Below are 21,992 nucleotides of genomic sequence, written 5' to 3'. Positions count from 1 at the left end.
TGAATAAAACAGCCATATTGGTTTTAATATAAAAATAGACTGCGGTCAAACTGCTATATAAAAGAGTTCTAAAATAAAGACTATAAGAAAATAGCTTTTAATTTTGATAGGTTTTTCAATCAATTGTCAGTAAATTAGTGGTCGAAACAAGATGTTTTTATGACTAAGTACCTAATATGTCTAACTAATTAGCTGTGTATCTGTCAAACCATTTTGTATCTCTCATAACGGCTTTTCTCAATACTACATTTTTTATTAATACAAAACCGGTGTTACACCGAACAGGGACGGCATGCTACTCCAATTTATACGGCGCTTGCGTCTTTTTGTTTATAATACTTTACAGAACGATGAGCATGATACGCTCTTTAGTCGCTACCTCGATTATTTTCTGATTTTTTTGATAATGGCGAATGTCACTGCAGTTATCGCTGAATCTGTCGATAGTTGGTATTACCCTTATCAAGAATACTTCACTTGGTTTGAAAATTTTTCAATTGTGGTATTTTCTATCGAATATTTGCTACGTTTATGGAGTGTTGCTGACGCCAAACCGGACAATACCACTTGGCGTCAGCGTTGGGACTGGTTAAAAAGTCCTTCTGCATTGATTGACATTATTGCGATTGCACCAGCCTTTTTGAACTTCTTTGTCAGTATCGATTTGCGTTTCTTACGTATTTTGCGTCTGTTTCGAATTCTTAAACTCACCCGTTATTTTGCCTCGTTACGTATTTTATTGGTGGTTATTAGTAAAGAAAAAGGCTCATTTCAAGCTGTTATTTTTATTTTAGTTATTATGATTGTGACCGCCTCTAGCGGCATCTATTTGGTAGAAAATCACGCACAGCCAGAGGAGTTTGAATCGATACCGAAAGCGATGTGGTGGGCGGTAGTGACACTCACGACAGTAGGCTATGGCGATGTGACGCCGATTACTAATGCGGGTAAGATATTAGGTGCGGTTATTACCATATTGGGTGTCGGCCTTGCTGCATTACCGGCTGGTATTTTAGCCACTGGTTTGGCAAATGAGCTCAGTCAGCGCCGCGAAGAGCTTGAGCAAGACTTTCGAGAACAGTTGGTCGATAGTGATTTTGATTTGGTGCAAAATCAGATGATGATTGAGAAAATCCGCCGAGAGCTTGGGTTAGATAAGGAGCAAGCACAGGAGATTGTGCTGCAAGTATTACGTGAGCGAGAGCTTGAGCGCCGTGAAAAAGAAGTGCGGCAAAAGAATTTTTGTCCGCACTGCGGTGAGCCGTTAGAATAAAGCTGAGTCGATAGCGTGCAAAATTAATACTTAAATATTTCTAATAAATCAAAACTTAATATTGCATAAAACAAAAAATGGTGAGGCGTTAATTAATAACGCCTCACCATTTTTTATGATTACTGAATAATCATTCTTTTCTTAAGCTTATATTCCTTGTGGAATAGGTAAAGCGCGTGCCAATTCGTGCGCTACTTGTGCTGCTGCTGTTGGCAAGTCTGTCGCGGGAAGCGGTAGATTTTGTAGCGTCAGATGCCAGTCGTCTACTTCTCGGCGCAAATGTGCCACCCAAAGGGTAATGCAATCACGCGGTAGCTGTTTTAAGTTGACCTCAAACGAGCGGTTGCCTTCATCATCACTTAAGTGAATCTCACCTTTTTTGACTCGGGTAAAAGACTGCCCGTGGTATGAGTTAGCAATTAAGGCAATATGCGTGATATGGGCTGGTATTTCATCCAAGTAAAGCCTGATTTGCTCTTGATCAAGCGGCGCAAGATACATCGCTTGATCGCCGCGATCTTTACCATTAAGACTGTCGCCTTGATGGCAAACCGATTCGGCTTTATCACGCAGTTGCTTAAACCATACGATGTCGCTGATAGTACAGTTATCATCATACAATACGCAGGCTATATCGATATCAATGGCGCTCTTATCTTTTATAAAACGCTTTTTTAGGTTTTTAAACACGCCCTTTTGCTCAATTTTGGTAAATTCATAATTGAGCGCAAAAAACAAAGTCCCCGCATCCAAACCCAGTCCTCTTAAACTGTCTGAAAGTAGTGGTGATGGGTTAGTGGTCGACATAATATTCCTTTTTAGTTCTTAATCTTTTAATTGGTTGTAATATTTTAAATGCTGCTAAATTGTAGCGTCATTGGCTTAGCCAACAAGCATTAGCCACTATTCATCATTTAAAGGGTTGTCTAATACCGCTTGATAAAGTAGTGCGGGTTTGGCATCTAATAAACCATTACCGAAGCCACGTAACCACCAAACCAGTTGCGAGGTTAAATTAACCGTTGCCTTTATGGTCAGGGTTTTATCACTATTTATCGTGACAGTTTGATCCTCACTGAGCTTACTTTCCGTTAAGCTTTTGCCCGCTTGTTTGGTAAATTTCAGCTCAATAGTAGCCTGCTTACCATGATTGGGCAGCTGACTAAATAGAGGGTGGCTAAAACCCATGCCACCGGCATCCAAATAGTGATCCAGTTGAAAATTATCAGGCGTTTGCGCTGCACTTTCAAGTATCTCAACGCTGGCAAATCGATGTAAGGCAAAGGTGCGAATAATCAATTCTGGGTCATCTGTGCGCGTCGCTAGCAGATAGATAATTACCCCACGCTGGATGATAGCGATAGGGTTTAAGGTATATTCGCTGGCTTGTGATTTATTGCTACGGGTATAGCAGGCTTTGATTTGTAGTTGATAAAATAAGGCGTGATAAATATTATCTTTACTATCTAAATCAATATGCGGCGCAATCAAAGGCTGAGTAGCGGGCTCAATACGCACTCTATCAATCCATGAGTGAGTTACTTTACTATTTTTGAGTTGTCGACGTGCTAAGTCAAACCAAGGAAATAATTCATCTAGGATAACGGGTGGTAATAGTTGGGTCAGATTGGCTTCGACCATATTAAAAGCAACCGCTTGCGATAGATTCATATGCGGTAAGCTTTGTAGTGGGGCATCATCGCACCAGCGCCAGCCTTGTGGATTAGCGTTATTTTTTTCAATAGGAAAGCGTTTGGCGAGTGCATTTAAATCACGTTGTACCGTGCGTAAACTGATATCAAAGCCTGCCAATATAAGTTGCTCATAAACATGAGTAGTACCCACCCAGCGATTGCGCTGTAGCTGTGATAAGACTTGCCACTGCCGCGCAGTTGTCGCTGCTCCGTGACGATTATCGGCTGTATCTTCAGAGGCTTTATTGTCCGAAACCACAAGCGCATTTGCTTGCTCATCAACAGAGTGTTGAGCTTGGAGACGATCGGCGTCAGTATGAGCTACAGTCATTCAGAGATAACCTTATAAAGTCATGAGTCAGATTTTGAGCTAATTAATAATTGGCTAGTAGCAAATCATTAGCAGCGAATCACTAACAGATAATCATCGCAGAAAAGCATCGTAACGTCTAGGAATGTTCGTCGGTCGTTACGTCTTTGTCTTTCTTAACTGCTTTTCTTTTATCTTCTTTTTTTTGACGTTTTGCTTTACGCTTTTTATTAGCCTTCTTTTTTGATTTTTTATCATCAATGTCGTCATTAGTATCTTGGTTTTCATCCCACAACATCAAGCGGCTTAAGACTTTACCAAACAGCGTTTCCTTACGATAGCGACCTTTTTTATTCATGGTATCGATAGGCAAGCCAGTCATCAAGGTTAGCGCTTCATTGAGTGTATGCACGCCATATATATGGAAGCTGCCAGCTTTGACGGCTGTAATGATGTCGTCACGCAGCATGAGCTGTTTGACATTTGCCATCGGGATGACCACACCTTGCTGTCCGGTCAGTTCTTGCTCGCGGCAAGCATCAAAGAAGCCTGCAATTTTGGCGTTAATACCACCGACTGCTTGCACCTCACCCAGCTGGTTCATAGAACCCGTAATCGCAAAGGATTGATTGATCGGTACATTTGCTAAGGCCGATAAAAGCGCACAGCCTTCACTGACCGTCGCACTATCACCATCAATATGAGCGTAGCTTTGCTCAAAAGCGAGTGAGGCGCTAAAATTTAGCGCATGATGCTGACTGAATAGCGCGCGTAAATAGCTGGTCATAATCAGCATACCCTTGGCGTGTAAGCTACCGCCCAAATCAACATCGCGCTCGATATCGAGGATTTCACCAGTACCGATATTTGGCTGAATGACCGCAGTCAGACGTGCTGGCATGCCGAATTCACTATCCGCATAACTTACTACAGTGAGGGCGTTAACTTGTCCGACAGCACTTCCTTGAGTTTGGATGAGCTGTTGACCATTTTTCAGCTCATCCCAATATAGGTCGCGCAAGTATCCTGAGCGCTCATCCATATCTTCGATGGCTTGCGTGACGTGATTTGCACTCACGATATTTTGACCACTTAAACGCGCCTGACGGTTGGATTCATGCAAGAGTTTAATGAGTAAATCACTGTGTAGACTCAAGCGGTCTTGGTCTTCCGCTTGTAAGCTCAGGTATTCAAGCAGGGCAGCTTGCGCGCTCCTATCAAAAGGATAAAGCTTGGCATAATCGATAATATCAGCCATCTTTCCTACCAGCGCCAATTCGTGCTCATGGGTGCGAACCACATCATCATGAAAGTCAGCGCGCACTTTGAATACCGCATCAAATTCAGGCTCAAGCTCAAGTAATTGGTAATATAGATCTGCTTCACCTAGCAAAATTACCTTGATATCAAGGTCGATAGGCGCAGGTGATAATGATAAGCTGCCTGTTAGGGTTAGCATTTGCTCAAGGCTAGAGAGTTTGATTTTACGTGACTGTAAAGCACGCTTGAGACCTTGCCAAGCATAAGGGTGCTCAAGCAAATGACTGGCTTCTAAGAGCAGATAACCACCATTGGCGCGGTGTAAGGCACCCGCTCGAATCATACTGACGTCAGTGGTAACCGTACCTAACTGAGTAATCTGCTCCACATGACCCAGTAAGTTTAAGTGAGTCGGCAAATCTTCAAAGATAACGGGTGCACCACTATCTGGCTCATGGCTGACAATGACATTGACTGCATATCGACTAGGTGTCGTGGCCAGCAGCGCCGTCACAAATTCCTCATCATCGCCATTGACGATACGCTCGACATGCGTAACCATATCGGCAAATACTGCTTTTAGATACTCGATGACCAGCGGATGAGTCGTAAATAGCTCATACACAGGGGCAAACAAAGGTTGTAGCGCCCGCCGTGCAATATTGCGATGTAAGGCTTCAATCGCATCATTGGCTTCATCTTCTAATTGTTCTAACGCAATCGTCAGCTGACTCAACCGCTTTTGCATATGATTCTTTTGAGCAAAATTACTCAGCTCAGCTTCATATTCGCGACCGCCGTATTCACTATCATCATACTTATTATTGCTGTCGGCATTATTAGCATCGTTAGTATGAGTATTATCATCGATATGAATATCAGCATGGTGTTTTGTATTTTTGGTTTTATCTGTCGCTGTTTGGCTTTTATTGCTGCTCGCCATTTTTGTATTATTAGCAAGAGGAGGGTTCTCTTCTGCAGGCAGTTGACTGGGGTGTACAAACACCGCTTTATTATCAAATGAGCGGAATGTCAACGCTAAGTCGTACTGTTTGCCCTCAGCATTTAGCGCATCGTAGGCATGGCTTTCTTTTTGATGCGTGTCATTTTTGATGGCTTCGATTTTGCTTTGATATTGATCACTGCGAAAGCGTTGGCTCAGGCGCTTTTTAGCTTGCTGCCATAAGTTGTTGACCTGTTGTTGCAATAGCGCTGCCTGACCGGCAGGTAAGTGCAAAGCTAGAGGCGTCCGGGGATCGGTAAAATTATGCACGTAGACCCAATCATCAGGCGTCGGTGCGTCGGCAGCGATACGACTTAGCAAGCGACTAATCACTGTCCTTTTACCTAAGCCATTTTCACCAGCGGCAAACACATGATAGCCACTAGCGTGGATGTCGAGCGCAGTGTACAACGCCTTAAGCGCCCGCTGCTGCCCAAAACCGATATCTAAATCTGGTGCGGTGCGTGTATCTGTGGGTAGCAGACTGGGCTCACTATAGCGTTTAAGCTGTTCGGCAGCAATAAGGCAACGCTGATTAACTTCTGTGAATATAGGATGAGGCGTGATAGGCGCTGCTGGTTCACTATCTGTTTGCTTATTATGTGTCTGCTTATTATTTAAGGTACTGGCAGGCGTTATCATATGGCTGGCATCTTTTTGGTCTTGATTCATAAGGGTGTTTGGCTGTTCGGTCATAAGCGTATGGTCAGTCGTTTAATAAGGTTGAATGGTTATTTATTTTTAATGCTTGATTTTTACATTTGGTTCTTGATGGTCAATTTTTTATAATGGATAGGACATCTTACAAGATATAGCCACGTTTTAGAGAAGTCATTAGGCGCAATTTTGTATCATACAGAGATGCATGTTTTAGCTAATAAGAGTGCGCTTACCTTAACTTCGATATGATAATTTTAAGACTATCAAGGAAGAATAACGACTCAATGTAGGCGTAGATAGTATAAGATGGCGTACATCGGCGCAATCTGCAACTATTCAATGGGCAGCCTGCATGATAAAATAGACGGTTCACGTATCAAAACTGGATAATTCCTTGTATGTCAGACTCTACTAAAATATCTTCATCATCTGCTAGCACGGGTAATATCCATATTGATCCGACAGGCTTTGTAAAGCTTGGCGCGCAATTACCGACACTAGCACATATCTTGGCACAAGCGATCGATGAGCTGGGTCTAGCATTGAGTGAGACGCAGCAGCGCACGTTATTATTGTATTTAGACCAGCTTTTATTATGGAATAAAGCGTATAATCTGACCGCCATTACTGACCCAGTAGAGGCGCTAATCAAACATGTCATCGACTGCTTGGCTATTATAACGCATTTACCATCAGGGCCGCTGCTTGATATCGGCACGGGCGCAGGCTTACCGGCGGTTATTATTGCGATTTGCCAACCTGAGCGCTCATGTACTGCGCTTGATAGTAATCAGAAAAAGATTCGTTTTATTAAGCAAATCAGCAGCGAGCTTGGTTTGAGTAACATGCAGCCTATCGCCTCGCGTATTGAAGCGCATGAAGCCAGCTATGATGTGGTCACATCTAGAGCGTTTGCCAGTTTGATAGATTTTGTTGACGCGGCACAGCCAAGACTAGCCGATGGTGGTTACTTATGTGCGATGAAAGGTAAGGCTCCGAGCGATGAGGAGCTACAAGCACTGGGCGATAACTGGGAGATTAAGACCATTAAACTTAATGTGCCACGTTTACATGATAGTCGTCATTTAATTGAATTGTCTTATAAAAATGTCTAAGCTATGAGCACACAAACAATCATGACACAACAAATATTTTATTATGAAATATCATTTACTATATTATTTAGACAATAAAGCTTAAACCTTGTTATCACTAATTTAGTATTTGAATAGTAGGGCATTTGAGTTAAATAAGCTTTAACGAGATTCGGCATAAAATAAGTTATAAAAAAACAGCTTAAATAAAAACCAGTAATAGATCTTAATTAAATTGAGCGAGTGTATGGAAATCATAGCAATTGCGAATCAAAAAGGCGGCGTAGGTAAAACTACGACGGCGGTAAATTTGACCGCCAGTTTGGCTGCCAAGCGCAAACACGTACTGCTGATTGACTTAGACCCACAGGGCAACGCGACTAGTGGCACTGGCGTAGACAAAAATGAGCTAGAGTTGACCATAGCAGATGTGTTGCTTGATGGCGTATCGCTATCTGATGCTATTGTCAGCAGTCCAGCAGGATTTGACGTTATCGGCGCCAATCGTGATTTGGCTGGCATGGATATTACTTTGATGAGTAAAACCAACAGTCATGAGCTATTTAAAACAGCGATGGCGGATTTGGTCAATGATCAAATAGCGGCTCAAAAGCCTGCTTATGATTATGTGATTATAGACTGTGCGCCCAGCTTGAATTTACTGACGATTAATGCTTTGGTTGCGACTGATAGCGTTATTATTCCGATGCAGTGTGAGTATTATGCCTTAGAGGGTTTGGCTGACTTATCACAGACGATAGAGCGCTTAACCGAGCTGAATCCGAAGCTATATATTCGCGGCGTAGTGAGAACATTGTTTGATGCCCGTAATACCTTGGCTCGCGATGTGTCTGCCGAACTTGAAGCTCACTTTGGCGATATTATGTATAAGACTCATATTCCAAGAAACATCCGTTTAGCAGAAGCACCTGCGCATGGTTTGCCTGTTATTGCGTATGAGAGATGGTCAAAAGGCTCGCGCGCCTACCAAAAGTTAGCCGCTGAAGTCATGAAACAAAGCAACTAGTTATATTGATAGAAGAGAAAATGGCTATTTATGAACACAGTGTATTAGTCATAACAGCAAACGATCAGCCAAACAACAAAGTACTGAAAAGTACTTAATATATTATTTATTAGTAAGCCGCATTAACAATTATTTGGCTTTTATTTTAGCGTTAGAGGATAGGTAATCATGGCGAAGAAAAGAGGGTTGGCTGCCAATCGAGGTTTGGATGCCTTATTGGGGTCAATCAAAAAAGAAAAGAAAATTACCGCCTCTGCCTTGCAAGATGATATGGCTGCGCTTGATGCGACTTTGCCAACTGAAACATTAGATACAACAATGTCTGCTAAAACGGTTCAGGCAAAAGCCAGTGTAAAGTCGCTTGCTTCCGAGTCAATTACTTCGGAGTCAAAAGATACTGTTAATCGTAAAGCGCGTTCGCCGCGCACGATGACTAAAAGCAATGCTACTATTAATCGAGTGAATGGCACAGAAAATAGTGCATCTGAAGATCAAATCAGTTTGGTGCAAATTGATGTGACACGATTGCAAGCGGGTAAGTATCAACCACGGCGTGACATGAGTGAGACTGCGCTTGCAGAGTTGGCATCTTCTATTGAGCAGCACGGCGTCATGCAGCCTATCGTTATCCGACCATTGCTGGCGAATGAGGACAAAAGTGAAGCGTTTGTGACTCATGAAATCATCGCAGGTGAACGTCGCTGGCGTGCCGCAAAAATGGCAGGCAAGTCAGTTATTCCAGCGATTGAGCGCGCCCTATCAGATGAGCTGGCGATTGCGCTCGCCTTGATTGAAAATATTCAGCGCGAAGATTTGTCAGTGATTGAGCAAGCTGCAGCGTTACAGCGTTTTCATACTGAGTTTGGTATGAGTCATGCCATGATTGCTGAAGTAGTCGGCAAGGCACGTACCACGGTATCGAATTTACTGCGTCTGAATCAATTACACGATACGGTGAAAGACCATTTAGCGAATAGCGCCCTAGATATGGGTCATGCGCGCACACTTTTGGCCTTATCCTCTGAGCAGCAGCCTATTATCGCCCAAAAAATAATTGATGGTGGCATGACTGTACGTGAAGCTGAAAAGCTTGTTAAATCTATCTTGCAGCCAGCGCCCAAAGCCAATCGCACTGAACAAGCACAATCTCGCGATGCTGAACGTTTAACCCAGAGGCTAACAGACATGCTAGGGGCGGAAGTTAAGCTTAAGCATAAAAAGGATGGGCAGGGTAGCGTCGAGATATTTTTCCATAGCCAAGATCAGTTAGCCGCCTTAATTAAGCATATAGAAGCACAAGCTTAAGGTATTGAATGCGTTTGGAATTACTGTTCAAATTATCTTGTCAAGTTATCTTGATGACAACTATTTTTATAAAAATATAGAAGAGAGTTCGTATGTGGGAGTTGGTAAAGGCGGGTGGTTGGCTGATGACGCCTATCGTGTTGTGCTCAATTTTGGCGTTAGTGATTATTATCGAGCGTAGCCATACTTTACAGTTTAATAAAATTGTACCTAATAGATTGCGCGAGCAGTTAATAACTCGCCTACGTGAAAATGGTGATATCGGCCGTACGCAGTTAATAAGTGTCAAAGAAAAAAGCCCTCTTGGCGATATTCTAGCGACGGGTTTGCTCTATCGCCAGTATGGCTTAGAGTCGATGACGATGCATATGCAAAACCGTGCCAGTGTACAAGTTCATCAATTAGAAAAAAACATCAATATGCTTGGCACCATAGGCGCGATTGCGCCATTGCTTGGCTTATTGGGCACAGTATTAGGTATCATATCATCTTTTTTAGCCATTACTGATGGTGCGATGCAAGACCCTACGATGCTTGCTGCTGGCGTGTCACAGGCGCTGATCACTACCGCTGCTGGTATGATTGTCGCTATTCCAGCACTGGTGGCCTATCGTTACTTCCAGCGCCGTATTATTGATATCAATGCTCAGTTTGAGACCCAAGCAGGGCTCATGATTCAAGAGCTATATGATTATCAATTGTTAGAGCATACTCATAAGCCTAATACGCCTGCGCAACATATAATGGCAGATGATCAGGCAGAAGCCGAGCGTTCAATTGACGGCTTGGGTTTAGATAAAGTGGCAACCGCTAGTTTGTAATAATAGTAATATAGTAGTTATGATAATCCTACATTAAGCCCATTAGTATTAAGTACATTGAAGAGAGTAATATGCGCTTTAGAAAACCAACTGTTGAGCCGCTTGAAATTAATCTAACCCCAATGATTGATTGCTTATTATTTTTGATCGTATTTTTACTGCTAGCAACTTCGTTTAACCATTTTAGCCGCTTAAATATTATTCTTCCTGAAGCTGAGGGTGTCGCGCTGACAGAAGACAAAAATAGTATTGAGGTGGCTGTGCAAGAAGACGGTAGTTATCTGGTCAATGGTATCACTCTTGCCAGTAGTAACGAAGCTGAGTTAATCAGCATGCTACAGCAAGAGACAGGTAGTAATCGTGATATGCTATTTGTCATTGCCGCTGATGCTAATGCCACTCATCAATCAGTGATACGAGTCATGGACGTCGCTGGTAAATTAGGCTTTTTAAATATAAACATCAGTACCGTTGTCCCGCTTGGTCAACCGTTACCACAATAATTGTGGATGGTTTTTTATAATGGAATTAAATAGTGTTATTAAATAGCGCTATTAAGCGCTCCGATTGTTTTATGACGCTCTATCTCTATCGTTAGCACTGCTTGATTAGTGCGATTCATTCTAGTTATTATACCTAAATTGAGGCTTTTATGAGCCAACCTGACATAACCAAAACCTCCGATATTTTACAGGCAACGCCAATACCTAAGCTTAAGACATTATTGCGTCTATTGAGTTATCTTAAGCCGTATTGGTGGGCGCTGATATTAGTTATAGTAGGGTTTGCTATTAATGCGGCAACAGAGATTTGGATTGCTAAGTTATTACAATATATCACCGATGCTATTAATCAAAATGATCGAAGCAAACAAGCTTGGTTTCCTGCATTGATAATTATGTTGTTCTTTGTGCGTGGATTGGGTAGCTTTTTGGGTAATTATTACTCCGCTTTGGTATCGCGCAATCTTGTCTATAAAATAAGGGTAGAGGTATTTAATAAATTACTACGTTTGCCGAGCTCGTTTTACTTAGCCAATTCTTCTGGCACAATTTCATCTAAGCTTATTTTTGACGTAGAACAGGTGACAGCAGCTAGTACTGATTCAATGAAGACGCTAGTGCGTGATGGCTTGACCGTGATAGCTTTGTTAGGGTTTTTGCTCTATACCAATTGGCGTTTAACCTTGATTTTGTTTTTGGTACTACCGCCAATCTTATGGTTGGTTAATTTTGCTTCCAAGCGTTATATGAAACTCTCCAAAGGTGTTCAAGAAACCATGGGTGCGGTTAGTCATATAACCAACGAGGTCGTTGGTGGCTATCAAGTGGTGAAGAACTATGGTGGCCAAGCCTACGAGTCGCAGCGCTTTGATGATGTATCAAAGAAGAATCTGCGCCAAGGTATGAAAATAGTTGTCACCAATAGTATTAATACTCCAGCGGTACAGTTACTGATGGCAACGGCGATGGCGGTCGTAGTGTGGCTGGCACTACGTCCATCGGTCATCGAAAATATCTCGGCAGGTGAGTTCATCTCCTATATCGCTGCAGCAGGGCTGTTAAGTAAGCCGGTACGCTCACTGACCGATGTTAATCAGAAACTACAGAGAGGTCTTGCAGCCGGTGAATCTATATTTGAATTGCTGGATGAGCCTGAAGAAAAAGACACTGGTATACTGGAACCTTCATTAACGGGCAGTATTCAACTGGAGCACGTTGGTTTGGTTTATCCAGATTCAACTGTGGCACTGCGTGACTTTACTTTAGACGTGCGTGCAGGCGAGACAGTGGCACTAGTTGGACGTAGTGGCGCTGGTAAATCGTCCTTAGTAAATTTGCTAACGCGCACCTTATCGACTTCTTCAGGGCAGATTACACTTGATGGCATGCCGATTGAAGACATTAAGCTTGAGAGTTTGCGCGCCCAGATTTCTATGGTCAATCAGCAAGTGGTGCTCTTTAATACCACGGTTTTTAATAATATTGCTTATGGCAGCTTAGCCAATAAGACTCAGGCTGAAGTGGAGAAAGCAGCGAAGGAAGCGTTTGCTCATGATTTTATTATGAAAATGCCGAATGGCTATCAGAGTGAAGTGGGCGCTGAAGGTTTACAATTGTCAGGCGGTCAGCGTCAGCGTATATCTATTGCACGAGCATTATTGAAAGACGCGCCGATTTTGATATTAGATGAAGCCACTAGTGCTTTGGATAATGAATCGGAATATTATATTCAAAAAGCGCTTGATAATATTATGAAAGATCGCACGACGCTGGTCATCGCTCACCGTTTAACCACGATTGAGTCTGCTGATCGTATCGCTGTGCTAGATGGCGGGCGGATCGTCGAGCTAGGTACGCATGCTGAGCTGATGCAATTACACGGTCATTATGCGCAAATGTATGCTCGCGATTTTGAATAGCGGTTATTAGCCAATTTTAATTGATAGTGTTTTGCCGAATAAAATAAATAGTACTAGATGAATAGGATAAGTCGCAAATTATAATGAGTATTGAAACGACAATGACGCGTGCATGGCAACGTCAAGCCATTTGGCTTTGGTTTTTGTTGCCTATTAGTTGGCTATATACTCTGCTTATACTGTTACGCCGTCAAGCTTATAAAATAGGACTGTTTGCAAGTTACCGCGCGCCTATTCCGGTAATGGTTATCGGTAATATTACAGTTGGCGGTAGTGGCAAGACGCCATTGATCATTACTTTAGTGCGTCATTTGCAGCAGCAAGGCATAAAAATAGGCATCATCAGTCGTGGTTATGGTGGCGATAGTAGTCAGATGCCAGCCTTGGTCAGGTCGGATAGTTTACCCAGTGTGGTGGGCGATGAGCCATGCTTGATTGTCAATATGACAGGGGCTGCAATGGCGGTATGTCCGAGTCGTCAGCGAGCGGTTACTACTTTGTTGGAGTCATATCCTGACTTGCAATTAATTATTGCCGACGATGGCTTACAACATTATGCGCTGCAACGTGATATTGAATGGATTGTGGTAGATGCGGCACGCGGATTTGGCAATAAGCAGCTGCTACCAACAGGATATTTACGCGAGCCCATGTCGCGGTTACAAGGGGCGCAAGTCGTCTATCATCAAAAGACAGACGCCTCATCAATTCATAATGATAAATCTGACAGTAATGCCTCTCTGACTGAGCGTTTAACGATGCATCTACAGCCGGATGATTTAGAGCTCTTATGGTCATGTAATGATCAAGTCGATGGTTTAGCTATAGTAAATATTGTGGCACCTGAGAGAGGCAATCTAGTACACGCGGTGAGTGGTATTGGTTATCCACAGCGTTTTTTTGACACCTTAGACTCGCTTGATTTTGAGGTCATCCAGCATCCTTATCCTGACCATTATGATTTTAGTCTAACTGAATTGTCGCAGTATACCGAGCATCCTATCATTGTGACGAGTAAAGATGCGGTTAAAATAAGAGCGTTACTAGTGCAAGCTACTATTAATCAAACGCTTAGTGATGAATATAAAGAGCTGGTCAGCAGATTATGGGTATTACCAGTGACAGCAGTATTATCCGATAGTTGCTATGAACAATTACAGCAGCAATTACGAACTGTGAAGATCGCTATGAATAATGAAAAATTTGAGAGAGCAAACGTCTAAAGCTTATAATTGAAAACTTTGGATAATTTTTTAGGAATAGACCATGTCGCCAGCAGTTACGCCAGTCAAAACTCATATTGTCATTCCCGCACGTCTTAAGAGCACGCGATTACCTGACAAGCCATTATTAAATATTCATGGCAAGCCTATGATACTTTGGGTAGCTGAAAAAGCACAATTGGCTGATTTTGCTGATGATATGTGTATTGCTACTGACGATGAGACAATTGCCAAAATTTGTATAGATGCAGGCTTTGATGTCGTGATGACCAGTAGCGAGCATGCTTCAGGCACCGACCGTTTGGCTGAAGTTGCTAGCATTAAAGGCTGGGCTGCGCATGATATTGTGGTCAATATGCAAGGTGATGAGCCACTAGTGCCGCCGTTATTGTTAGAGCAAGTCAAAGCATTATTGGTGCAAGATGCTGATAGTGTGATGGCGACTTTGTGTGAACCGATCGAAGACTATGATACTTTTATACGTCCATCGGTCGTCAAAGTAGTCAGTCAGATTTCTAACCAGCAGCAGCGGGCGCTTTATTTTAGTCGAGCAGCGATTCCTTGTGAGCGTGATGCCGTATTAGCAAATGAGAATAATAAACAACCACCAAAAAATGCCTTTCGTCACTTAGGGCTATATGCTTATCGCGTTAGTCTATTACAGCAGTTTGTCCACTGGCCACAAACGCCCCTCGAGATACTAGAAAGCTTAGAGCAGCTACGTGTGTTAGAAAATGGCGGGCATATTGCTATCGCAACAGCAGCGTGTCCGCTTCCAGCAGGCGTTGATACGCAAGAAGATTTAGACCGCTTAAATGCCATGAGTTTGTCAGCTTTTCAAAACGGTTGATATTAAATAGCCTAAGTAAAATAATATAATTTTTGGTTAAGTGCTAAATTATTATTCCTTATTCAAAAGTATTGAGCGATAGCTATGAGTGACATGACAGAAACGACAAGTACAGTGCCTATGATGTCCATGATACCTGTGACAGATAATATTTATTTTGCACCGTTATTACCGTGGCAAAAAGAGCTATGGTCACAGCTGACGAAGCGAGTATCAATGCCGCAGCAATCTTTGCCGCATGCGCTCTTGGCTGCTGGTATGCAAGGAATGGGTAAGCGCGCTTTTGTATGGCGTTTGGTAGCATGGCTATTATGCCGCAAGCGTGATGTCAATCCACTCGGCGCTTGCGGAGATTGTGAGAGCTGTCAGTGGCTTAGGTCGGGTACCCATCCAAGTTTACAAGTATTGCCAATTGTCAGTATGCCAGTCAGTGCCGATAATGCTCATAATGAAGAAGGGTCCAATAGTACTGGCAAAGACAAAAAGTCTGCCAAAGCAGCTAGTAATGCAGCACTAAAGATAAAGGTGGATGATATCCGTGCCTTACAGCCTTTTATTTATCAAGGTGGGCAAGGTATGCGGATTTGTGTGCTCGATCATGCTGAAAAAATGACGATTGCTGCTGCTAATGCGCTACTTAAAACCTTGGAAGAGCCACAAGCACAAGTCCATTTATTGTTGATTAGTGATGCACCTGCGCAGTTGCTACCGACGATCAAAAGTCGTGTGCAGCAGCTGGCATTACAAACGATTGACCCTGCTATTTCAATGGATTATGTTACTCAAGCGTTGGGTAGTACTATTAATCGTGAAGCGATTGGTACGGATGCGATTGAGCAGCTCATACAATTAGCGAATGGTGCGCCTTTAGCGGCGATAGCACTTGCTCATGCGCCGTGGTATAGCAAGCGTGCGCTCTGGCTGACAACATGGCAGGCATTGCGTAGCGGGAAACGTAGTAGCGTAGCAGCAAGCGATTATTGGCAAACCCAGCTCGGTATTACAGAGTTTATCCAGCTGTCTGAGCTAATGTTGCTTGATATCCGCCGTGTTTGTTTAGGGTTTGATGCGCTGCAAAAAGACATTAATTTTTTAACGACTTTAAGTGATTATAAACCTGTCGATACTGGGCTAGAGGCTTTTGCACATAGCTTACTAGAGACGAAAATAGCACTACAACAAAATGTGCAAGAAAAATTTGCCTATGATAAGCTGATGCAAGAATTGGCTAATTTATAATAGATAGCAAACCAAAAAATACGATTAGTGGCATCAAATTCATATTTAATATTTATGGTTTGCGCTTAAATACCATTAACAATGTATTGAAAAATACAGAAAACTTCATTGATAAAGGAAGCTGACTATGGCAATGCCAGGACGTGGTGGGATTTTAACCTGTCATATTGAAAATATGGATATGTTATATGCAAGCTATCTATCCTTTGTTACTAACGGCGCATTGTTTGTACCCTCCGACCGAGCGCAAAAACTGGGCGATGAGGTGTTTATTGCCGTGACTTTGCCCAATTCTAGCGAGCGTTTACCCATGAATGGCAAGGTGGTTTGGATTAACTCCAAGGCTCAAAGTGGTCGACCAGCGGGTTTTGCGGTACAAATTGGCACTGATATGTCTGGACTAAGAATCAAAAACGAAGTCGAACGTTTATTGGCGGGTAAGATTGACAGCTTACAATCTACTTATACTATGTAGTATTGATGCCTATCAGTAATCCTAGGTGCTGTGATTAAGATGGATATTAAAGAGACGGCTCCATTAAAAATGATGTCATAAAAACAGCCTTATACTTTTATAAGGCTGTTTTTTATTAGCAGTATAGTTTTAGACAATGGGAAAATGTGAGTGCTAATAACGCGGCGGCACATACATATCATCGGGGATAGGCTCGCGGTAATACTCATCGTCGCGCTTTCGTTCAGGCAGCTCTACTTCATCGCGCGGCACTTCTTTATAAGGAATCTGCTCGAGTAAATGCGCAATACAGTTGAGCCTTGCGCGTTTCTTATTATTGCCCTCGACCACCCACCAAGGCGCTTCAGGAATGTGAGTACGCTCAAACATGGTCTCTTTTGCTTTGGTATAATCCTCCCAGCGCCGCCGTGATTGTAAGTCCATCGCCGACAGCTTCCACTGCTTCAATGGATCGTGAATCCGGCTCATAAAGCGAGAATGCTGCTCATCATCAGTAATTGAAAACCAATATTTCACCAAGCGAATGCCCGAACGTACCAGCATACGCTCAAACTCCGGTACCGATTGGAAAAATTCTTCGTACTGCGTATCTGTACAAAACCCCATGACACGCTCGACGCCTACCCGGTTATACCAGCTGCGATCAAATAAAACAATCTCACCAGCAGCAGGTAAGTGCGCCACATAACGCTGAAAATACCATTGTGATTGCTCACGTTCAGTGGGTGCGGGTAGAGCTGCGACGCGACAAACACGAGGATTCAATCGCTGGGTAATACGTTTGATTGCGCCACCTTTACCCGCAGAATCACGTCCTTCAAATATCACAACAATGCGCTCACCGCGATCAACCACCCAATCTTGCAGTTTTATAAGCTCACGTTGCAAGCGTACCAGCTCTTGAAAATAAGTGCGTCGATCTAGGCGCTCTTGCTCACTCATCTCGCGACCATCAAAACGAAAGTCGCGCACATAATCATCTATCTCGTTTTCAAGTTCTTCATCATAACTATCAATTAAGTCTTGATGCATCTTGCGTCGTAGTTCGTCGTTTAAGAGATCTTTATCCATCCGCTCGATGAACGTCACTTGCTCAGGTAAGGTCATTTCACTAGATCCTTGCGCTGTTAAGGATTTGGGGTCACTTGCTGAGAAGGGATTGTTCATAGTAAGCTCCTGATAAATATTTTTATGGTTATTATAGGTATGACCTTTACTTTAGCATATCTAATCATGAAGCTATGTATTGGCTATTTTTCACCGTCTAACTGTTTAGCTGTCTAATTATCTAACTATTTCATCACTATTTTGTTGGATATTAGGTTGTTAGATACGACGTTATTAGCGCTATTAGCCTTATCGTTTAAAAAATATTTTCATTAAGACAAAAAAGCACCCTCTAATCTATGGATTAAAGGGTGCTTTTATAACGAGCTACTATTTAGCTAAACAATAGCTTAGCTAAGTAACAGCGAGTCTTACTTCTCTAGAATACAAGTAACACCTTGACCGCCCGCTGCGCAGATAGAGATAAGCGCACGACCTGAACCTTTTTGATCCAGTAATTTGGCAGCAGTTGCTAGGATACGACCGCCAGTAGCAGCAAATGGATGTCCTGCAGCAAGTGAAGAACCATTCACGTTTAGTTTGCTACGATCAATCGAGCCTAGTGGCGCATCTAATCCTAGGCGTTCTTCACAGAACTTCTCGTCTTCCCATGCAGCAAGGGTTGATAACACTTGTGAGGCAAACGCTTCATGAATTTCATAAAAATCGAAGTCTTGTAAAGTTAGACCAGCACGCTCAAGCATACGCGGTACGGCATAAGCAGGCGCCATCAGTAGACCTTCTGTATCACCAGATTTACCGATGAAGTCAACAGCGGCTGTTTCTTGATGGACGATATAAGCCAATGGTTTTAGGCCATGTGCTGCAGCCCACTCGTCAGTACCCAATAGGATGCAAGACGCGCCATCAGTCAGTGGGGTAGAGTTAGCAGCAGTCATGGTTGGTTTGGCATTCTTTTTGCCAAAGACAGGCTTTAGCTTGGCCAGTTTTTCCAAAGTGGTGTCTGGACGCAAGTTGTTATCGCGAGTCAGACCTTTATATGGGGTGATTAAATCATCAAAGAAACCTTCGTCATAAGCACGTGCTAGGTTTTGATGGCTATTAAAAGCAAGCTCATCTTGCGCTTCACGGCTGATGTTCCATTCAAGCGTGGTGATCGCTTGATGATCGCCCATTGATAGACCAGTACGTGGCTCGCCATTTTGTGGTGAGTCGATTAAATCTTTTGGATTTAGACCCATTAGTGCTTTTAGACGTTGTTTGTTGTCTTTAGCGGCGCCCAATTTAATCAAGACTTTACGTAAGCCATCACCGACCGCGATAGGAGCATCAGAGGTTGTATCAACACCGCCAGTAATGGCTGAATCGATGATACCAAGGGCGATTTTATTGGCGGAGGCAAATGTTGCTTGCAAGCCAGTACCACAAGCTTGTGAGATATCATAAGTTGGGGTATGTGGGTTAAGCGCCGTGTTTAGGGCCGCTTCACGAGTTAAGTTGATGTCGCGGCTTAATTTCATGACTGCACCAGCAACCACTTCACCAATTTTTTCATCTTGTAGATTATAACGTTCAATCAGACCATCTAATGCAGCCGTTAGCATGTCAGTATTGCTAACATCAGCGTAGCTACCGTTTGAGCGTGCAAATGGGATACGGTTACCACCTAAGATAGCCACACGATGCTGACCTGAGCTAAGCTTGGTTGTACTGGCTTTTTTAGCAGCCGTGGTTGTTTTCTTGGCAGTTGTCGCTTCGACCTTTTTATCAGCATCTTTTTTATCAGTGCTGTCTTTGTCGTTATTAGCTTTCTCGTTGCTTTCTTTAGCAGCACCATCTTTAGCAACAGTATCGCCTTTAGCAGGCGTACTTTTGCTAGTGTTAGCTGGAGTTTCTTTTTTAGGGCTCGCTACTTTTGAGTCTGTAGCCTTAGTGTCAGCTTTTTTCGTATCAGTCGCGGCTTTATCAGCAGCAGTATCTGTGCTTTTAGCATCAGTAGCTTTAACAACAGTAGCTTCAACAACAGGGCTATCTGGGTGATTGTTTTTATTACTCATAATATTATCCTTAAAAAGTATGGGTAGAAGAAAAGAGAGATATCAATAAAAAGATATTTAAAACCTTTCGAGCAAGCTCAAGACACCTTAAACAACATATGCAGATATTATCATTTATTGCGGCACATATTACACAACATGGTTACTGATCATAAGGCGCTTTTTATAGCCTTACTGTATATCTTTAGCAAACGATGTGACGCTTATTTACAGTCGTTGCAAGCTTTGATGGATATAAGTATAAGCCTTATAAACTGGCTAGTATCGATTAAAAGCATTGCATAACAGTGCGTTTGATAATATATTGTTATCGATAAATGAGTTTGCCATAACTTATAGGTCTGATTTTAGCACAAGCTAAGGCTTTTTGAAGCTAGAAAAAGTTGCCATCTTGTATACTGGCTTGTTTACAGATTGTTATAGACATTAGTAGCTTTTGGACTTGTTTATCATGGAAGTGTATAGTTAAGGCAGATTTACACCCATTTACTAAATACTAATAATTTTTATGAATGATGATGTAGGTGAGTCTCTATAATAGGCGCATTGCATTTTTGTTTACTGTTATTTTAACCGTTAACTATAGGATTATATTATGTCAGACCGTTATGGTGATTTTGTTCAGTCTTCTATTGGTAAAAAAGTGGCGAAGAATTTAGGTTTACCCATGCCAGTAGATCTTGATCGTTTTGATAGTGGTCAACCTTCGGTACGCGGTAGTGTATTAGTTGGCCGTGCGAATGGTGCTGATAAAACGATCAGTGAGTCAGTGGCGCGTATTTTGTCAGAACTTCACACTGAAGTATTTGTGAACAGTGGCGATGACGCAAAAGATGCGCTTTCTGATGCGGGCGTTAAAGCAAAAGCCAATACTGGCAGTGATGATAAATTCAAAGTTTTATTGTTTGATGCCAGTAATATCAGTAATGCTGCTGATCTTAAACAAGTTTATGAGTTTTTTCATAGCGTTGCTCGCCGTGTAGAAAAATCAGGTCGAGTGATCGTCATTGGTCGTCCACCAGAAGCTATCACTGATATCGAAACGGCATTGGCTCAGCGCGCGCTTGAAGGTTTCGTGAAATCTGTTGGTAAAGAATTTAAACGTGGTATTACTGCCCAGCTTATCTATGTTGAAGAAGGCGCAGAGCAGAATCTAGATTCAACGCTACGCTTTTTCGCCTCAGCCCGTTCAGCTTACGTCTCAGGACAGGTCGTACGTGTTAGTAAAGGTGACTCAGTTGATGTTGATTGGACGCAGCCTTTAGGCGGCAAAACCATGCTAGTGACTGGAGCAAGTCGCGGTATTGGTGAAGCAATCGCCCGTGTCTTAGCTCGTGAAGGCGCACATGTGATTTGTTTGGATGTACCGCAGCAGCAAGCTGACTTGCAGAAAGTCGCTAGTGAAATTAGCGGTTCTGCCTTAATGGTTGATATCACTAGTGATGAAGCGGGCGCAGAAATCGCCGAAGCGGCGAAAAAACGTGGTGGACTAGATTCCATTATTCATAACGCTGGCGTGACTCGTGATAAGACGCTTGCCAATATGGATGAGCAGAAGTGGGATATGGTTATCAATATCAACTTGGGCAGTATCGCTAAGCTGAACCGCTACTTGCTTGATAATGATGTGCTAAAAGACAACGCTCGTATTGTTTGTGTGTCATCGATCTCAGGTATTGCTGGTAACTTGGGTCAAACCAACTATGCCACCTCTAAAGCAGGTGTCATCGGCTTGGTTAATGCAACTGCTAAGCAGCTAGAAGACAATGCAAAAGGCATGACGATCAATGCTGTTGCCCCAGGATTTATCGAAACACAAATGACAGAAGCGATTCCATTTGCCATTCGTGAAGCTGGTCGCCGTATGAACTCAATGAGCCAAGGCGGCTTACCAGTAGATGTGGCTGAGACCATTGCATGGTTTGCATCACCTGCTTCTGGCGGTCTAAATGGCAATACGGTTCGTGTTTGTGGTCAAAGCTTACTAGGTGCATAATATCGATTTATTAGTAGCTATGTGTGATAAATAAGCCGGCGATAAATACATGCTATCAAGTGTGATTTCAATTTACCTCACATATGCTTACGAAAAAATTGCTGATAAATTGTAATAAAGCTGCCCAAGGGTGGCTTTTTTATGATAAAAACACAGTAATAATAAGTTGAATGATTTTTCACTCTGGTAAACCATTATTACTTTAATTAAAAATA

The 21,992-nt window shown here is 42.6% G+C and carries 17 protein-coding genes; 12 read left to right on the top strand and 5 right to left on the bottom strand.

The window, feature by feature from the left end; genetic code table 11:
* The first annotated feature begins 292 nt into the window (after nt 1–292).
* Entirely contained in the window at nt 293–1,273 is a 981-nt protein-coding gene (locus tag DABAL43B_RS08935) for an ion transporter (RefSeq protein ID WP_079692044.1), read from the top strand.
* A 147-nt stretch (nt 1,274–1,420) separates the two neighbouring features.
* On the opposite strand, the gene DABAL43B_RS08930 is transcribed toward DABAL43B_RS08935, so the two are convergent.
* The 3 genes from DABAL43B_RS08930 to DABAL43B_RS08920 all read right to left on the bottom strand — a co-directional run bounded on the left by DABAL43B_RS08930 (nt 1,421) and on the right by DABAL43B_RS08920 (nt 6,236).
* A complete protein-coding gene (locus DABAL43B_RS08930) occupies nt 1,421–2,080 on the bottom strand; it encodes a TerD family protein (RefSeq protein WP_079692043.1) in 660 nt (219 codons plus the stop codon).
* A gap of 96 nt (nt 2,081–2,176) precedes the next feature.
* Nucleotides 2,177–3,298 carry a helix-turn-helix transcriptional regulator gene (locus DABAL43B_RS08925; RefSeq protein WP_079692042.1) on the bottom strand — a complete coding sequence of 374 codons (1,122 nt, stop codon included), beginning with the start codon at nt 3,296–3,298 and terminating at the stop codon, nt 2,177–2,179.
* A gap of 118 nt (nt 3,299–3,416) precedes the next feature.
* Nucleotides 3,417–6,236 (bottom strand): ATP-binding protein, encoded by a 2,820-nt coding sequence (locus tag DABAL43B_RS08920; protein ID WP_079692041.1) that lies wholly within the window; start codon nt 6,234–6,236, stop codon nt 3,417–3,419.
* A gap of 362 nt (nt 6,237–6,598) precedes the next feature.
* Between DABAL43B_RS08920 and rsmG the strand changes: the two genes are divergently transcribed.
* The 10 genes from rsmG (at nt 6,599) to DABAL43B_RS08870 (ending at nt 16,656) form a co-directional block, all read left to right on the top strand.
* Complete coding sequence (rsmG, locus tag DABAL43B_RS08915; RefSeq protein ID WP_079692040.1) at nt 6,599–7,315, top strand: 16S rRNA (guanine(527)-N(7))-methyltransferase RsmG; 717 nt, start codon at nt 6,599–6,601, stop codon at nt 7,313–7,315.
* A gap of 226 nt (nt 7,316–7,541) precedes the next feature.
* Entirely contained in the window at nt 7,542–8,321 is a 780-nt protein-coding gene (locus DABAL43B_RS08910) for a ParA family protein (RefSeq protein WP_079692039.1), read from the top strand.
* Between the two features lie 168 nt (nt 8,322–8,489).
* Nucleotides 8,490–9,626: a ParB/RepB/Spo0J family partition protein gene (locus DABAL43B_RS08905; protein ID WP_079692038.1), complete on the top strand. Its 1,137-nt coding sequence runs from the start codon at nt 8,490–8,492 to the stop codon at nt 9,624–9,626.
* A 92-nt stretch (nt 9,627–9,718) separates the two neighbouring features.
* Nucleotides 9,719–10,447 (top strand): MotA/TolQ/ExbB proton channel family protein, encoded by a 729-nt coding sequence (locus DABAL43B_RS08900; protein WP_079692037.1) that lies wholly within the window; start codon nt 9,719–9,721, stop codon nt 10,445–10,447.
* A 71-nt stretch (nt 10,448–10,518) separates the two neighbouring features.
* Nucleotides 10,519–10,950: an ExbD/TolR family protein gene (locus DABAL43B_RS08895; RefSeq protein ID WP_079692036.1), complete on the top strand. Its 432-nt coding sequence runs from the start codon at nt 10,519–10,521 to the stop codon at nt 10,948–10,950.
* 149 nt (nt 10,951–11,099) lie between these two features.
* Nucleotides 11,100–12,869: a lipid A export permease/ATP-binding protein MsbA gene (gene msbA / locus DABAL43B_RS08890; RefSeq protein ID WP_079692035.1), complete on the top strand. Its 1,770-nt coding sequence runs from the start codon at nt 11,100–11,102 to the stop codon at nt 12,867–12,869.
* Nucleotides 12,870–12,952: 83 nt separating this feature from the next.
* Nucleotides 12,953–14,092: a tetraacyldisaccharide 4'-kinase gene (gene lpxK, locus DABAL43B_RS08885; RefSeq protein ID WP_079692034.1), complete on the top strand. Its 1,140-nt coding sequence runs from the start codon at nt 12,953–12,955 to the stop codon at nt 14,090–14,092.
* Between the two features lie 43 nt (nt 14,093–14,135).
* Nucleotides 14,136–14,942, top strand: a complete 807-nt coding sequence (gene kdsB, locus DABAL43B_RS08880) for a 3-deoxy-manno-octulosonate cytidylyltransferase (protein WP_079692033.1) — start codon at nt 14,136–14,138, stop codon at nt 14,940–14,942.
* An 84-nt stretch (nt 14,943–15,026) separates the two neighbouring features.
* A complete protein-coding gene (locus DABAL43B_RS08875; RefSeq protein ID WP_079692032.1) occupies nt 15,027–16,181 on the top strand; it encodes a hypothetical protein in 1,155 nt (384 codons plus the stop codon).
* Nucleotides 16,182–16,308: 127 nt separating this feature from the next.
* Nucleotides 16,309–16,656 carry a PilZ domain-containing protein gene (locus DABAL43B_RS08870; RefSeq protein WP_079692031.1) on the top strand — a complete coding sequence of 116 codons (348 nt, stop codon included), beginning with the start codon at nt 16,309–16,311 and terminating at the stop codon, nt 16,654–16,656.
* Between the two features lie 153 nt (nt 16,657–16,809).
* On the opposite strand, the gene ppk2 is transcribed toward DABAL43B_RS08870, so the two are convergent.
* Together ppk2 and DABAL43B_RS08860 are read right to left on the bottom strand one after the other, a co-directional pair.
* Nucleotides 16,810–17,823: a polyphosphate kinase 2 gene (gene ppk2, locus DABAL43B_RS08865; protein WP_264753814.1), complete on the bottom strand. Its 1,014-nt coding sequence runs from the start codon at nt 17,821–17,823 to the stop codon at nt 16,810–16,812.
* A 311-nt stretch (nt 17,824–18,134) separates the two neighbouring features.
* Complete coding sequence (locus tag DABAL43B_RS08860; RefSeq protein WP_079692030.1) at nt 18,135–19,781, bottom strand: acetyl-CoA C-acetyltransferase; 1,647 nt, start codon at nt 19,779–19,781, stop codon at nt 18,135–18,137.
* Between the two features lie 595 nt (nt 19,782–20,376).
* On the opposite strand from DABAL43B_RS08860, the gene DABAL43B_RS08855 reads away from it, so the two are divergent.
* The gene (locus DABAL43B_RS08855) at nt 20,377–21,777 is read left to right on the top strand and encodes a 3-oxoacyl-ACP reductase (RefSeq protein ID WP_079692029.1); all 1,401 of its coding nucleotides are present in this window, start codon (nt 20,377–20,379) and stop codon (nt 21,775–21,777) included.
* Nucleotides 21,778–21,992: the final 215 nt, after the last annotated feature.

Origin of the sequence: Psychrobacter sp. DAB_AL43B, from assembly GCF_900168255.1 — a bacterium.
Taxonomy (GTDB): domain Bacteria; phylum Pseudomonadota; class Gammaproteobacteria; order Pseudomonadales; family Moraxellaceae; genus Psychrobacter.
This window is presented reverse-complemented; position numbering and strand designations above follow the sequence as displayed.